At 36.5% G+C, this 13469-nt stretch carries 11 protein-coding genes; 6 read left to right on the top strand and 5 right to left on the bottom strand.

Annotated elements, in window-relative coordinates; all coding sequences use genetic code 11:
* Positions 1 to 28: 28 nt before the first annotated feature.
* Entirely contained in the window at positions 29 to 1318 is a 1290-nt protein-coding gene (locus EHQ16_RS09460) for a glycoside hydrolase family 1 protein (RefSeq protein WP_135631744.1), read from the top strand.
* 119 nt (positions 1319 to 1437) lie between these two features.
* On the opposite strand, the gene EHQ16_RS09455 is transcribed toward EHQ16_RS09460, so the two are convergent.
* Positions 1438 to 1824 (bottom strand): hypothetical protein, encoded by a 387-nt coding sequence (locus tag EHQ16_RS09455; protein ID WP_135631743.1) that lies wholly within the window; start codon positions 1822 to 1824, stop codon positions 1438 to 1440.
* 134 nt (positions 1825 to 1958) lie between these two features.
* Between EHQ16_RS09455 and EHQ16_RS09450 the strand changes: the two genes are divergently transcribed.
* The 4 genes from EHQ16_RS09450 to EHQ16_RS09435 all read left to right on the top strand — a co-directional run bounded on the left by EHQ16_RS09450 (position 1959) and on the right by EHQ16_RS09435 (position 6273).
* On the top strand, positions 1959 to 2552 hold the full coding sequence (locus tag EHQ16_RS09450; protein WP_135631742.1) for a hypothetical protein: 594 nt from the start codon (positions 1959 to 1961) through the stop codon (positions 2550 to 2552).
* Between the two features lie 225 nt (positions 2553 to 2777).
* Entirely contained in the window at positions 2778 to 3452 is a 675-nt protein-coding gene (locus EHQ16_RS09445; protein ID WP_135631741.1) for a hypothetical protein, read from the top strand.
* A 33-nt stretch (positions 3453 to 3485) separates the two neighbouring features.
* Positions 3486 to 4244 carry an AraC family transcriptional regulator gene (locus EHQ16_RS09440; protein ID WP_135631740.1) on the top strand — a complete coding sequence of 253 codons (759 nt, stop codon included), beginning with the start codon at positions 3486 to 3488 and terminating at the stop codon, positions 4242 to 4244.
* A gap of 61 nt (positions 4245 to 4305) precedes the next feature.
* Positions 4306 to 6273 carry an AMP-dependent synthetase/ligase gene (locus tag EHQ16_RS09435; protein WP_135631739.1) on the top strand — a complete coding sequence of 656 codons (1968 nt, stop codon included), beginning with the start codon at positions 4306 to 4308 and terminating at the stop codon, positions 6271 to 6273.
* Between the two features lie 92 nt (positions 6274 to 6365).
* Here the strand turns inward: EHQ16_RS09435 and EHQ16_RS09430 are convergent, their stop codons facing one another.
* Positions 6366 to 7316 (bottom strand): hypothetical protein, encoded by a 951-nt coding sequence (locus EHQ16_RS09430; protein ID WP_135631738.1) that lies wholly within the window; start codon positions 7314 to 7316, stop codon positions 6366 to 6368.
* Between the two features lie 380 nt (positions 7317 to 7696).
* Here EHQ16_RS09430 and EHQ16_RS09425 point away from each other — a divergent pair, with 380 nt between their 5' ends.
* Positions 7697 to 8242: a hypothetical protein gene (locus tag EHQ16_RS09425; RefSeq protein WP_135631737.1), complete on the top strand. Its 546-nt coding sequence runs from the start codon at positions 7697 to 7699 to the stop codon at positions 8240 to 8242.
* 126 nt (positions 8243 to 8368) lie between these two features.
* Here the strand turns inward: EHQ16_RS09425 and EHQ16_RS09420 are convergent, their stop codons facing one another.
* The 3 genes from EHQ16_RS09420 to EHQ16_RS09410 form a co-directional block, all read right to left on the bottom strand.
* Positions 8369 to 9427: a methyltransferase domain-containing protein gene (locus tag EHQ16_RS09420; protein ID WP_135631736.1), complete on the bottom strand. Its 1059-nt coding sequence runs from the start codon at positions 9425 to 9427 to the stop codon at positions 8369 to 8371.
* 168 nt (positions 9428 to 9595) lie between these two features.
* The gene (locus EHQ16_RS09415; protein WP_135631735.1) at positions 9596 to 10795 is read right to left on the bottom strand and encodes an EAL domain-containing response regulator; all 1200 of its coding nucleotides are present in this window, start codon (positions 10793 to 10795) and stop codon (positions 9596 to 9598) included.
* A 29-nt stretch (positions 10796 to 10824) separates the two neighbouring features.
* Positions 10825 to 13335, bottom strand: coding sequence for an ATP-binding protein (locus tag EHQ16_RS09410; RefSeq protein ID WP_135631734.1), 2511 nt, complete (start codon positions 13333 to 13335; stop codon positions 10825 to 10827).
* Between the last annotated feature and the right edge of the window lie 134 nt (positions 13336 to 13469).

The raw sequence follows: 13469 nt of genomic DNA, 5'->3' as shown, positions 1-13469 counted from the left end.
CCAATTGAAAAACTTAAAGGAGATAGGAATGTCAAAAAGTTTTGAACTTCCCAAAGATTTTTTATTAGGTTCAGCAACGGCTGCCACTCAAATTGAAGGAGGAGATATCAATAATAATTGGTATCATTGGTCTCTCGCTGGAAAGGTTGGGAATGGTGAATCCAGTTTCACTGGTGCCGATCATTATGCTCGTTATGTGGAAGATGTAAAACTTTTATCAAAACTCAATCAAGAATGTTATCGGATGAGTATTGAATGGAGTCGGATCGAACCCTCCGAAGGGGAATGGTCCATGGAAGCAGTGGCCCATTATCGTGATGAGTTTCGGCTTCTTCTGGAAGCGGGGATCCAGCCTTTAGTTACACTCCATCATTTTTCTTGTCCAGAATGGTTTCAAAAAAAAGGGGGATGGTTAGGAAAGGATGCGGTGAAGGAGTTCCTTTCCTTTGTTGAATTTTCCGTGAAACAATTTGGTGATCTTGTTTCCGAATGGTGCACCATCAACGAACCTAATGTTTTTGCTAATGATAGTTATGTGGACGGTAAATACCCTCCGGGAAGCCATGGTGATATCCCTGCCTATCTAAAAGTAACTCGCCGCCTCATTCTTTCTCACCTCAAATCCTATAAACTCATTCATAAAATTCGAACAGAATCTGGTTTTGCAGGACAAACTAAGGTTGGTTTTGCGCACCATCTGGCTGTTTTTGCACCTCTAACATCCCATCCTTTGGCACGTCTTGGTTGTTTTTTAAGTGATTATCTATTTCATGAAATTCAAACAAAAGGTTTTGTGGAAGGGAAATTATCCTTTCCCGTTGGCTTTGGTTATCCGGAAGGAAAGGGTGTCTTTTGTGATTTCATTGGAATCAATTATTACTCTCGTCATCTTTTTAAAGCCAGTTACAATCCAGGAAACCTATTTGCCGTTCCCATGGTCGATCCGAATTGTCCAGATTCTCGCAAAAATGATTTGGGTTGGGAGATTTATCCGGAAGGACTCTCTAAAGTTTGTCATCGGATTTGGGATGAGTATAAACTTCCCATCTATATTACAGAAAATGGGATTCCCGACGAGAAAGATGAAAAAAGAGAAAAGTATATTGTCGACCATTTAGCGGAGATTCGTCGGTTGATCGATGAAGGTGTGTCTGTCGAACGTTATTACTATTGGTCGTTTTTGGATAATTTAGAATGGAACGATGGGTATGGACCAAAGTTTGGGCTTGTCGAAGTGGATTATAAGAATATGAGTAGGAAAATCCGTAAGAGCGGTATGCGTTATGCGGAGATTTGTAAAACGAAAAGAGTTAGTTGAACCTAAAGTCATAGTTTGAAATAAAAAGTTCTTCTGGTTTGAGTTGGTTTCTCTCGTGGTGTAGGCTATTCGATTAAGCCAAAAGAACTTTTCTTTTTTTTTTTTGAATTCAAATCATTTTATTTCTTTGATTTCTGAAGGAAAAGATAAGAAACAAAAATAACCACAAGGATGGAATCAAACACAAGAGCAATCCCAGACTTTGCAAAGAATGTTTGTCCATAAATCAAATTGAGTAAAACGAATGTACTTTTGCTAATGGAAGAAACCACAAGAATTAAATTACGATTTGGTTCATGGTAAGCACCATATACCAACATCCCGCCAGTAATTGTGATGAGGGCACCCCAGTTACGAACGATGATATTAGCCAAATCACCATTTAATGTATCCCCAAATGTTAAAGTGAGTCCAAGGGTCGGATGTAAGGCGGAAAGGATCATGGAACAGGTAATGATTCCGGAACCGAGCATGATCCATTTGATATTAGAGAAAATAAAATTCATGTGTATACCTCGGGGGTAAGTGTTGCAGAAAGAAATGGAAAAGCGAGAGTTTTTTCCTGATGCACTAAATTACTACTTTACTATAATTAATACCTGGAATGATCTAAAGTTTTTTCTGGATCAGGGAGAACAAAATGAAAAAATTAAAATACATTGGAATCACCATTGTAACGTTAATTCTACTGGGACTAGCGTTCTACGGATTTATGGGCGGTTTTAAACAAGTGGCTGTGAGCCGTGAATCCTTTGGACAAACGGAAATTTATTATTCAACCCATAAAGGAGCCTACGAAAATATAGGCAAAAGTTGGGAAAGTTTTCAGAAAGATTGGGAATCAATCGGGATTACTGATTGTGATAGTTTGGCAATTTATTTGGACAGTCCGGATACAGAACCTTCTAAATTAAGATCGGTTTTAGGTTGTCGATTGGATGGACTTTCTGCAGAACAAAAGAAACAAGTTTCTGCCAAGTTCAAAACTTTTTCGATTCCTAAAATGAATGGACTCAGTGCTTCATTCCCTTTTAAGAATTTTTTATCTTATTTTATAGCACCAACGAAAGTTTATCCTAAGTTCCAAGAAATTTTAATTGCTGAATCGGCTGTAACTTCCGTGGCAATTGAGATTTATGGAGGTTCTTCAAAATCAGTAGATACAATTGGTTTTTTTATGCCTGTAGGTGTTAGCCGAGAAACATTTAAATCATTGGAAGATGCTTTTCAGTAATTGAAGTCAAAGAAAAAATCCGCGTAAGGGATCAGAAGGGCTTGGTCCGCCGCTTCGCTATTTGGCGGACGGGAGCGTTAGCGCACCCCGGATGAGCCCGACCCTTACGAATGGAAAATTGAAAACATAGATGGGATTGGGAACGCTCCAAAAAATTTTAACTATGTTCCGTTTAACATCAATTATGTTTTTGATAAATGAAATAGTTCAAAGGAGTGTATGGCAATGAGGTCGAAGTTCACAAAAAAAATAATTGTTTTCTTTGGATTTTTGACATTGTTTCTGTCTCTCATTGGGATTTTTGTATATCCGAGTCAGGCGGCTCTTAACAAAGGTTTTAGAACTCCTATCATTGCATTTGAATTTGCCAAGTCCGCTGATGATATAAAGTTCATAACAGGAAATGAAGAAGAACCTAAAAAAATACGATCCGAGATGCGGGCTGGTCAAAAATTAGACATTCTATTTCCTTTTTTCTATGCCGGTTTGATTTTCTCTTTGATCTACTCTGAATCTAAAAAAATAAATCTTTTGGTATTGGTGGGTCTTGTTGCAAGTAGCATCATCATTCCTTTTGATCTATATGAGAATTATATTCTTGATCAAATTTTGTTTCGTTTGGACTCACTAAAAGATGTGAGTGATTTGTTTCCACAATTAGAAGTTGCTACTTGGTGGAAATGGGGAGCGATTGCCATCGCAACCTTTGTTTTGTCATTGGAATTTTTTATCAAAAAACAGTGGTTTAATGGACTAATTTCTTTTTTTGCAGGTGCCAGTATACTTTGTACTTGGATTTCTGGATCGAATGGTTACGTAGCAGAAATAATGATGGGATTTGTTTCTCTATTTTTTGTTTATTTTGGAATTCGTAGCCTTATTTTGTATCGCAAGTTCTAGAAAACTTAACGGATTTTTTCTGAATTTAAAACCATGAAACAATTTTTGATTTGGGATGATTTTGCTACTTATCGTGGTGATGGATTTTCAAGCCATCGGCATAGTCATTTTTACATTCAAATCAGTTTGCCGGATTCGGGGTATGTGGAACTGAGAACTAAAGATGGAGAGTGGAAAAAATACAATGCTGTTTGTATTCCCTCTGGAGTCAGTCATGAAATGCGAGCAGGGGAGGGAGATTTAACTTTAATCTATTTGGATCCACTGACAACAGGATACCAACTTTTTTATGATAGAAGTTTAAGGGCAAAACAATCGTTATTTGAGGTTGGAGATTTGTTTACGGAGACTGTGAAACAAAAAATAAAACAAATCTTAAGTTTATCAAATATGGAAGTTCGAACAAAACTTCTTGATATCATCCATCAGGATTTTGTAAAACCTAAAAAACAGGTAATTGATCCACGTATTGGTCAAAGTATCAAAAATATAGAGCTTGAGGATTTTTCTCTTGTTCGTTTGGCAGCTGACGCAGGTTTATCGGTAGACCGTTTTCGTCATCTTTTTAGTCAGGAAGTGGGCGTTCCTTTTTCTGCGTATCGACTTTGGTTAAAAACCAAAAAGGCAGTGGATTATTTAGCGAACCATCCACATTTACTTGATGCGGCTTATCAGGGCGGATTTGCTGATCAATCTCATTTTACTCGTGTTTTTTTAAGATCATTCGGTGTAACACCCTCCAGTTTCACAAAAAAGAACGAACCATTCACAGCCATTTTCTTTTCTAAATAGCCGCTACGTTCAAGAACGTTTTCAATAGATCTGTTAGTCTATTTGCATCGGAGAAATAGATATGAGTTCGAAAGTTTTGGCGAAAAATTTAGCGGAGATGTTTTATCAGAGTGCTATGTTATATGGTGATAAACCTGCGTTTCGCACTCGAAATAAAAACAAACAATTTTCTACAATGAGTTTCCTTGAGCTTTATGAAACTGGTGTGGCACTTGCCACTGGGCTCATTGCACTTGGTTTGGAGGCACGTGATCATGTTGCTGTACTTTCTGAAAATAGAAAAGAATGGATCATAAGCAATTATGGAATCATTCTTTCTGGTTGTGCTGATGTTCCTCGTGGTACAGACGTAACAGACGGTGACATTCAATACATCCTTCCACATTCTGATGCGAAAATGGTGTTTGTCGAAAATGAAACGACTTTGCAAAAACTGGAGAGAAATTTTCGATTTTTGCCAAACATCACTCACGTGATTCTTATGGATCTTGATTCTTTCAGTAATCATTCAAAAAATAAGTTAGATAATCAAATTTCGTTAGATTCAAAATCCAAAACAAACCCTCAAGTCATTTTAATGAGTGAATTGATAACCAAAGGAAAAAATTTGCGGGAGTTAGGTGACAAAAGGGTAGAAGAACGAATAACTAGAATACAACCAGAGGATTTATTTACAATCATTTATACTTCCGGAACTACGGGAGAACCTAAGGGAGTTATGTTAACTCATTCAAATATGATTTCGCAGTTAAAAAATATCCCGATCCATATCGGTCCAAAAGATCGATTTCTTTCCATTCTACCTGTATGGCATAGTTTTGAAAGAGTATTTCAAATGGGAACCATCGCGATGGGTGCTGTTCAATATTATACGAATGTAAGAAATATCCGCGAAGACTTATCGATCGTGAAACCTACGTTTATGGCTTCGGCACCAAGACTTTGGGAAAATTTATACCAAGCGATGCAGATGAAAATTCAATCAGGATCTCTGACAATGAAATTACTTTTTAAGATTGCTTATGTCACCGCTCTCAACTTCCAAAGGCCTCTTCATTTTTTGAAAGGGAATCGATTGGATTTACAGGGAAGGAGTTTGATTCAATCCGCGTTCATTGCATTTTATTCTTTAGTTTCGATCGTAGTGTTCCTCTTTCCTTATTTGATTATGGATTTCATCGTATTAAGGAAAATTAGACAAGTGACAGGCGGAAAATTAAGGGGGTCTGTTTCCGGTGGTGGTTCTTTGCCTTTTCATATTGATGAATTTTTTAATACGGTTGGAATTCCTGTGTATGAAGGGTATGGTCTCACAGAAACTTCTCCGGGTCTTGCTTTTCGAACACCAAAACATTTAGTCATTGGTAGTGTAGGGCCTTTGTTTCCAAAAACTGAAATTCAATTGAAGGATATAGAAACTGGCGCCGTCATTTATCCTCCGAAAAAAGGACAAAAAGGAGAAGTGTATGTGCGTGGGCCACAGATTATGAAAGGTTATTACAAAAGACCAGATATTACCGCCAAAGTATTGTCAGATGACGGTTGGTTTAATACTGGTGATCTTGGCATTATGACTTATAATCATACTCTTAAAATTGTTGGTAGAACCAAAGAAACAATTGTGTTACTGAACGGAGAGAATATAGAGCCGGTACCTATTGAAAACAAAATCATCCAATCTCCACTCATTGATCATGTTATGGTTGTTGGGCAGGACCAAAAGTTTTTGGGTGCTTTGGTTTTGCCTGGACTTGGAAATTTTTCGGAATATGGATCCACTTATGAAGAACTTGCAACAAACAAAGTAGTTCTTGAGAAAATTGAAAAAGAAATAAAAAACATTATACGTATAGAAAACGGATTTAAGAGTTTTGAAAAAATTGGTGAGGTGCGACTTTTGCCAAAGGTTTTTGAAGTAGGTGATGAATTATCCGCAAAACTTTCAATGAAAAGGCATATCATCACAGCAAAATACCAGTCACTCATTGATTCTATGTACGCAGAAAAAGTTAAAGTATCCGTTGATTAAAGAATAAAAATATCTTCTTAAGGTAATAACAACTCGAATGAATTATCCGCCAGTTGTTATTACCATTGTTTTCTTTAATCTATAATTCTATTTTAATTGGAAAGAAAAATGGATTCCGCCTCATTTGAGGAGCCGCCACCAGGATTTAGGCATGTGTTTTGTGCATAAGCTGTTCCAAATCCATTCTGATAATAGTTGCGTGTCGTGAGACCATCGTCTCCAGGATAAGTGCAACGACCAGTCCGTGCAAATCCTGCTTGAACTGTTGCATCCATTAGAACTGCACAGTTATTCCCTGTTGCAGGTCCTGTTCCCATTGTATCATAACAAAGAGAAGCTGGAGTGTAAAGAGTTGCCGAGCTGGACGCAACCACACCCGCGTTAGCGACCTGTAAATTATAAGTTCCACCAAATCCACTAATGTGTTTGATCATAACATAAACAGTTCCTGCATTGAGTGCCACTCGATTGAATTCCGCTCCGTTTCTTCTTTTTTCGGCAAAAGGAATCATAGTCCCATTCAAACTTGTAAAATAGTAGATATCTAGATCGGAACCACCATGCCCAAATGTATTGAATACATGGGTTGCCGTTGTTGCTGTGATCTGAAAAAAACTTTTGTTATCCCTTCCATCAATATAACGAAATGTTCCATGTGGTTCGTTGATTGCCCAACCGAGTAGTGGTCTATAACGCACCTTCGTAGAAAATACTGCCGCGCCATCTTTTTCAACGGCAAAATCAACAGGGGTGTTTTCTGTAATCCCAGGAATGGTAGGCATCGTAAATTGAATGGTGTCTGAATTAACAGCCGACACACCTGTAGCGGTCACACCTCCTACTTTCACAGTGACTCCGGAAATTTTGCCAGCGAGAGCTTCGTTTTGAATTTGGTTTTGTGATCCGGGATATCCTAGTTCCAAAATCAAATCCGTGGGTTGGAGTAGGTATAACCCTAAAAGTAATTCTTCCGTATTCGAAGAGTCCTTTTTTTTACAGTTGAAAAAACAGGAAATAATAGTAATTAGTAGGATCGTTCTCATAGCATATACAAAGTTAAATGGTATTCAAAAAATAGTAAATCGGAAAATTCAAACTTATGAATATTATCTACTTGCTAGGTGAGATTAAATTTTAAGGCATATTGTAAAAATCGTAAGCAGATGGCTAAAATAAAGCAAACGTTCGAAAACTAATTTCCAAGCTTGTATATAAAAATTGTTTTGCGATGATTTCTGAATCTTAGTATTAGATTGGGTAATCATTATCTGATTTCGCTTAATGAAATGAAATTCGTTTTTAAAATGTAATGCACAAAATATTGCAAATTTTTTAAAAATTTTTATAAAAAATCAAATTTTGCAACTAACGAATATTAAGAAAAGTATTTGACTGGATCAGATTCTGGATGGTTTTTGTTTTTATGAAAACCCTTAAATTGACAGCATTTCTTTTGCCTTTTTTTGTTCTCATCAATTGTGCAACACCACTTATATTGAAACAAAATATTAAATCAAAATCAAAAAATCTAGAGATTGAAGTTCTTAAGGTTACTGATGGACCAAACAGTTTTGCATCCGGTGGGAAAAACTTCTACCCAAATTCAGATGAACTACGATTGATCCATGTCACTGTTTCTTTTAAGAATTTAAAATCGGTTGATCACGAAATTGTGTTTTCTCGAATTGCATTGGAACCCACTTACGTGACAATTATGGATGACAAAGGGAAAGAAGTGAAAAAGTTAAACTCACCTACCTTCGTTAGACATTTCGAAGTAGATGTTTGGAATGATGTAAAAGAAGATGTTTCTGGAAACAATTTTGCCACTGGTAAAGTCGAAACAAAACTAACCTTGAAACCAAATGAAGCAGCTACCCGAACCCTTATTTACTTTTTACCTAAAGTAATTTCGCCTGAAAAATTAATTCTTTTGGATGAAAATTCTACTACAATTTCAATAAAATAAAATTGGATGATAGGTCTCTGTTTGGATTATTTCTAAAATAGAGACCTATTCTGATTTAATGGCTGAATGGTTTGTTTTCTCTCCGTAGCTTTAAGTCCTAATCAATGCTCTAATTCAAAATACCAATCAACAACAAGCACCAGCGGCTCCATTGTCAGAAGATATTGATGAAGTTGGGCCACAATCAAAGAGTCCAAAGTGTTTTGATTTGTCTCCTATGATCTGAAAATGATCTTTATAATGTGTTTTGCAAAGCATATCTGCTGTATTACCACAAACTAACATTGGTTTGCCTGTTTCAAGAACATGGTGGTCGTCTAATTTAAACTGATGCGGAACTCCATTGATAGTTCCTTTGTAGTAAGCGACTTGGCCATAGTCTTCACATCGGTCTTCTAGCGGAATGTTAAATACTCTAAATGTGATTGAATAAAAATTGATATTCCCTACTTTTTCTTCAATTTCTGGGTTTAAAAGATCTATTTTTGATTTGGATATAACCCGAAAATCGTAAATCCCAATTTCGGCAAGTAACCTTCTGAAGTCTTCCGTATAAAGTGCACCACCTAAACATTCTCCAAGTAAAATTGGGTCTTCTTTGAGATTCTCTGGAATCCTTTTGTCAGTAAAAACATCAGAAAAATACAATTCACCACCAGGTTTTAAGACTCTAAATATTTCGGAAAAAACCATTTTTTTGTTAGGTGAAAGATTGGTAACACAATTAGAAACCACTAAGTCAATGGAGTTATCTTCAATTCCAGTTGCCTTTAAGTTTTCGATAAAACCTTTGTGAAAGGTTACGTTTGATTTTTTAAAACCAAATTGTTCTCTGTGATAATCAAGGTAATTGTTTGCAACATTTAACTGTTCCTCTGTCATATCAATGCCAATGACGGTTCCTGATTCACCAACTAATTGGGATAATAAATAAACATCCCTACCTGACCCACAACCTAAATCCAAAACTTTTCTACCTTCAAGTGCTTGCGGGAAAGGAAACCCACATCCATAAAATTTTTCTTTCACAACTGGATGAATTTTTGATAATAACGGTGAATATGTCGCTGGTAAGGATTCTACGCTGCAGCAGGCACTGGTTTTTAAGTCTTTGTTTGTTTTAAGAACTTTTCCATAATAATTTTGTACAGCTTCTAATGTTTCTAATTCTGTGTTTGTGGGCATATTTTTGATTCCGGAAAAATAATATAGAGAGTAATGTGTTTATATTTATTCTATATATATGGATGTAAATCGAATCATTTGAGAAAATTCTGTAATCGCATAAAATAATGGTCTCTTAAAACATTTTACTGTTCCAAAAGAAAAAAGATCATATTTAGAATTTGTTTTTTAGTTACTTAAACTTTGGTTACAAAACTTCAAAAAGTTTTCAAAGCTCATCGGTTTTGCTATGTAGTAACCTTGCCCTAAGTCACAATTCATACCTTTTAGTTGTTCGAGGTCATTTTTTGTTTCGATGCCTTCCGCTGTACATTTTATTTGTAACCTTGTTGCCATCTCAATGCTTGAATTAATCAATACTTTGGAAACATTACTTGTTGTCATTTCACGAACAAAGGATTGATCGATCTTTAATTCAGTAAACGCAATCCGAGCGATTTGTTGCATACTTGAATATCCTGTTCCATAATCATCTATGGAAAGGCCAAATCCTTTCATACGAAGGCGTGCTAAGTTTTCAAGTGCCGGTGCCATTTCCGTCATGGCTGCTGTTTCTGTAATTTCGAGAATGATGTATTTCGGATCCAACCCTGATTCCGATACCACTCGAGTGATTTTATCTGCAAGTTTTGTGTCGGCAAGTGATGTAAGGGAAAGGTTGACTGAGATGGATATTTTGTGGCCTTGCGCATGAATTAATTTACATGCCTTCGCTGATTCTTCTAACATAATAAATGTTAGTATGTCAATGTTTCCTGATTTTTCTAACAAATCAATGAACGCATAAGGTGCTATCACACCACGTTCTGGATGAACCCACCTTGCTAAGGCTTCTGCTCCAATCAACCTACCTGAAGATAATTGAATTTTGGGTTGGAAAAAAGGTACAAAATCTCCGTTGGTTAAACCTTCTAGAATTTCTCCTAATGTAAAAAGGGATCCTTGGTTTAATTCTTTTCTTTGTTTTACGTCTCGAGATTTGAAGAGAGAAAATAATGTTTCTAAGTTAGCTGGTGTGATTGGTTTTTCGATCGCGCCGAGTAAATAAGTTCCATAAGCACTGGCCATTTTTCGGACGGAATCAATCAATGCACCATCGAGAGCACTCATGATGATCGTTGCAATGGAAGAGTGAGAATTTCCGATATGGCGAAGAAATTCCATTCCATCCATCTCCGGCATATTTAAGTCACAGAGAATGATGTCAATAGAGTTAGGTTTTTCATCGTTTAAATAGTTGAGTGCTTCTGTTCCCGTTCGGGCTTCGGTAACCTTCATCGCACCTAATCTTCCTAATATATCAACAATGATTTCCCTCTGAAAATCATCGTCTTCAATCACTAAAAATTTTAATTCCTCTGCAACCATAATATCACCTTAATTCAGTCAAAATCATCTTATAAGATATCAATAAAAGATTCAATGTTTCGAACATCTTCTTTCATTATTTCAATTTCCTTTAGGGCTTTATCTATTTCGTTTTCTTTAATAAATGATTCGATTTTTTTGTATCCATTTACTAGGTCTCTTGCTCCAGCTACTTGGCTTGAACCTTTAAGGCGGTGGGCAAGGCGTGCTGCTTCGTTTACATTCATTTTCGAAAGTTCGTCGACGAGTTTTGTTAAATCGTTCTTATGATGAGTTTTGAATTTTTTTAAAATGGAGATTTGATCTTTTTTGTTAGATACAATATTTTTGAGTTCACTTATGTCGATAGGTGATTCCGTGCTAACAAGTACATCCGATGTGTTAGTCTGAGTTGGATAAATGATTGTTGGTAACCATTTGAGAAGGGTTTTTCTAAGGTTTGTTAAACGAGCCGGTTTGATTAATACTTCATCCATCCCAACGGAAAGGCAGTGTTCGTTTTCTTCGCTTAAGACATTGGCAGTATATCCTATAATAGGAATTCGTTTTTGGTAACTAAAAGTTTCAATGTTTCTAATTTCCTTTGTTAACATATATCCATCTTTGATTGGCATATGGCAATCGGTAATGATTAGGTCATACTTGTTTGTGAGCCATAACATTAGGGCCTTGTCTCCGTCGTCCGCACCATCCACCTGAAGTCCAAACATTTCCAATTGGCGTATTAAAAGTTCTAAATTCACTGAATGGTCATCAACAGCTAGAACTCTAGGTGTGTAAGACTCGAAACGCGCAATGGGTTCCACAGATCCTTCTTCTTTTGTGATTGGATCTATATGATTTACATCAAGATCAACCGCAGGGAGAGACAATGTGATACTAAATGTAGAACCAATGCCAGGTGTACTGTCGATTGTAATCACTCCATCCAGTAGGTCTGCCAAACGTCGACAGATTGCAAGACCAAGACCAGTGCCACCATACAACCTCGCGGTATCCGCAGTGGCTTGGGTATATGTTTGGAATAATCTTGATTGGTCTTTTTTGCTGAGACCAATCCCTGTATCAGTCACTGAAAATCGAATTTGTTGTGCGTGGGTTAAATTTTTAACTAACTCTGCGGAAACTTTGATATTACCCTTGGAAGTAAATTTAATTCCATTACTAACAAAGTTGTTTATGATTTGCGAAAGCCTCAAAGGATCCATAATATGTGCGCCTAGAATATTTTCATCAACGCTAAATGATAAAATCAATCCTTTGGAACTTGCAATATTTGTGTATGTTGTGACAACTTCTGAGAGAAGCCGACTAATGGGTGTTGGTTGTAGTGATAATTCTAATTTACCTTCTTCGATTTTTGACCAGTCGAGAATGTCGCTTAGAATTCGTAATAAACTATTCCCTGATCCCAAAGCATTTTTGACCAAACTTTCTTGGTCCCCGTTAAGGGATGTTTGTGATAGTAATTCTAACATTCCGATGAGTCCACTGAGTGGAGTACGAATTTCGTGACTCATTGTAGCAAGAAATGAATCCTTAGCTTTGTTTGCTAGCTCAGCATTTTCTTTTGCTTTTTCTAAAAATGTTTTGGCAGCAAACTCTTCTGATATATCACGAAATACCAAAATGGATCCAATGATTTTACCGGCTTTGTTTCTGATCGGTGCACAGTTGTCTGAAATATTGATCCTTCTGCCATTCCGGTGGATTAAGATCCCATCTAAACTATTTCCTTTTGCCTTTCCCGTTGTTAAAACTTCAAAGATAGGAATTTCTTTTGGTAAATCGGTTTTTGCAGAAACTAATTTTAAAACTTCACTGACATTGTGACCAATGGCTTCGCTTTCACTCCATCCTGTTAAACCTTCTGCTACTGGATTCAAACGATTGATGATGCCCTTTTCATCGGTAGCAAGAACAGCATCACCAATGGAACTTAAGGTGATGGATAAGTTTTGTTCGCTATTCAATAAAGCTTCATTTTTTTCGATAACTTCTTTGGCGCGGGTCAGAACTTCGGATTCCATTTTGGCAATCCGTTCAGACATATCCTCAGTGACTTCTGATTGTTCTAATTTTTGTTGTTTTAGATAAACAAATTCGGTAACATCTTCTGCGCGGTGGACAATACAGATTAAGTTTCCTTCTTTATCAAATACAGGTGAGTTTCTAGGACTCCAATACCTTACTTCGAACCCACTACCATCTGGTTTGGAGATGTCATACTTTTGCATCGTCATTGTGCTAGAAACTTTGTAGTTCAGCACTTGCATGAGTGAAAACTTAAGTTGTTTGACTCCATCTGCATTTTTATCTGTTGGATTGTCGGGGAATATTTCGAAAATATTATGTCCGATTACTTTTTCTCTTTCAATCAGTGTGGCTTTCGCATAAGCATCGCTGATGTCGATGATATGAAAATCTAAATCTAAGAGCATATAAAGTTCGGGAAGGGATTGAAAGATACTTTGGAAATCAAACTGAGCTTTGATTTTGTTTTTAGATGTATCGTCCAACCTTAGCTCTTTTGTATCCATGTCTTTAATTCCATAGCAGTATTAAAAAGCGTAAAGAAGAAGAGCAGCATAAAACTTTAAATTAAGCAATCAGAAAATGTAACTTCTGTGAAGTGATAGTTGTAATAAAATTTATGATAAATTCAATCGAGTTG

The organism is Leptospira kanakyensis (genome assembly GCF_004769235.1).
Taxonomy (GTDB): Bacteria; Spirochaetota; Leptospiria; order Leptospirales; family Leptospiraceae; genus Leptospira_A; species Leptospira_A kanakyensis.
Note: the sequence above shows the minus strand (reverse complement) of the source record. Positions and strands in the feature narration are given on the sequence as shown.

Coding starts and splice junctions, on each gene's coding strand:
- EHQ16_RS09460 (WP_135631744.1), top strand. CDS start 29: ATGTCAAAAAGTTTTGAACTTCCCAAAGATTTTTTATTAGGTTCAGCA.
- EHQ16_RS09455 (WP_135631743.1), bottom strand. CDS start 1,824: ATGAATTTTATTTTCTCTAATATCAAATGGATCATGCTCGGTTCCGGA.
- EHQ16_RS09450 (WP_135631742.1), top strand. CDS start 1,959: ATGAAAAAATTAAAATACATTGGAATCACCATTGTAACGTTAATTCTA.
- EHQ16_RS09445 (WP_135631741.1), top strand. CDS start 2,778: ATGAGGTCGAAGTTCACAAAAAAAATAATTGTTTTCTTTGGATTTTTG.
- EHQ16_RS09440 (WP_135631740.1), top strand. CDS start 3,486: ATGAAACAATTTTTGATTTGGGATGATTTTGCTACTTATCGTGGTGAT.
- EHQ16_RS09435 (WP_135631739.1), top strand. CDS start 4,306: ATGAGTTCGAAAGTTTTGGCGAAAAATTTAGCGGAGATGTTTTATCAG.
- EHQ16_RS09430 (WP_135631738.1), bottom strand. CDS start 7,316: ATGAGAACGATCCTACTAATTACTATTATTTCCTGTTTTTTCAACTGT.
- EHQ16_RS09425 (WP_135631737.1), top strand. CDS start 7,697: ATGAAAACCCTTAAATTGACAGCATTTCTTTTGCCTTTTTTTGTTCTC.
- EHQ16_RS09420 (WP_135631736.1), bottom strand. CDS start 9,427: ATGCCCACAAACACAGAATTAGAAACATTAGAAGCTGTACAAAATTAT.
- EHQ16_RS09415 (WP_135631735.1), bottom strand. CDS start 10,795: ATGGTTGCAGAGGAATTAAAATTTTTAGTGATTGAAGACGATGATTTT.
- EHQ16_RS09410 (WP_135631734.1), bottom strand. CDS start 13,335: ATGGATACAAAAGAGCTAAGGTTGGACGATACATCTAAAAACAAAATC.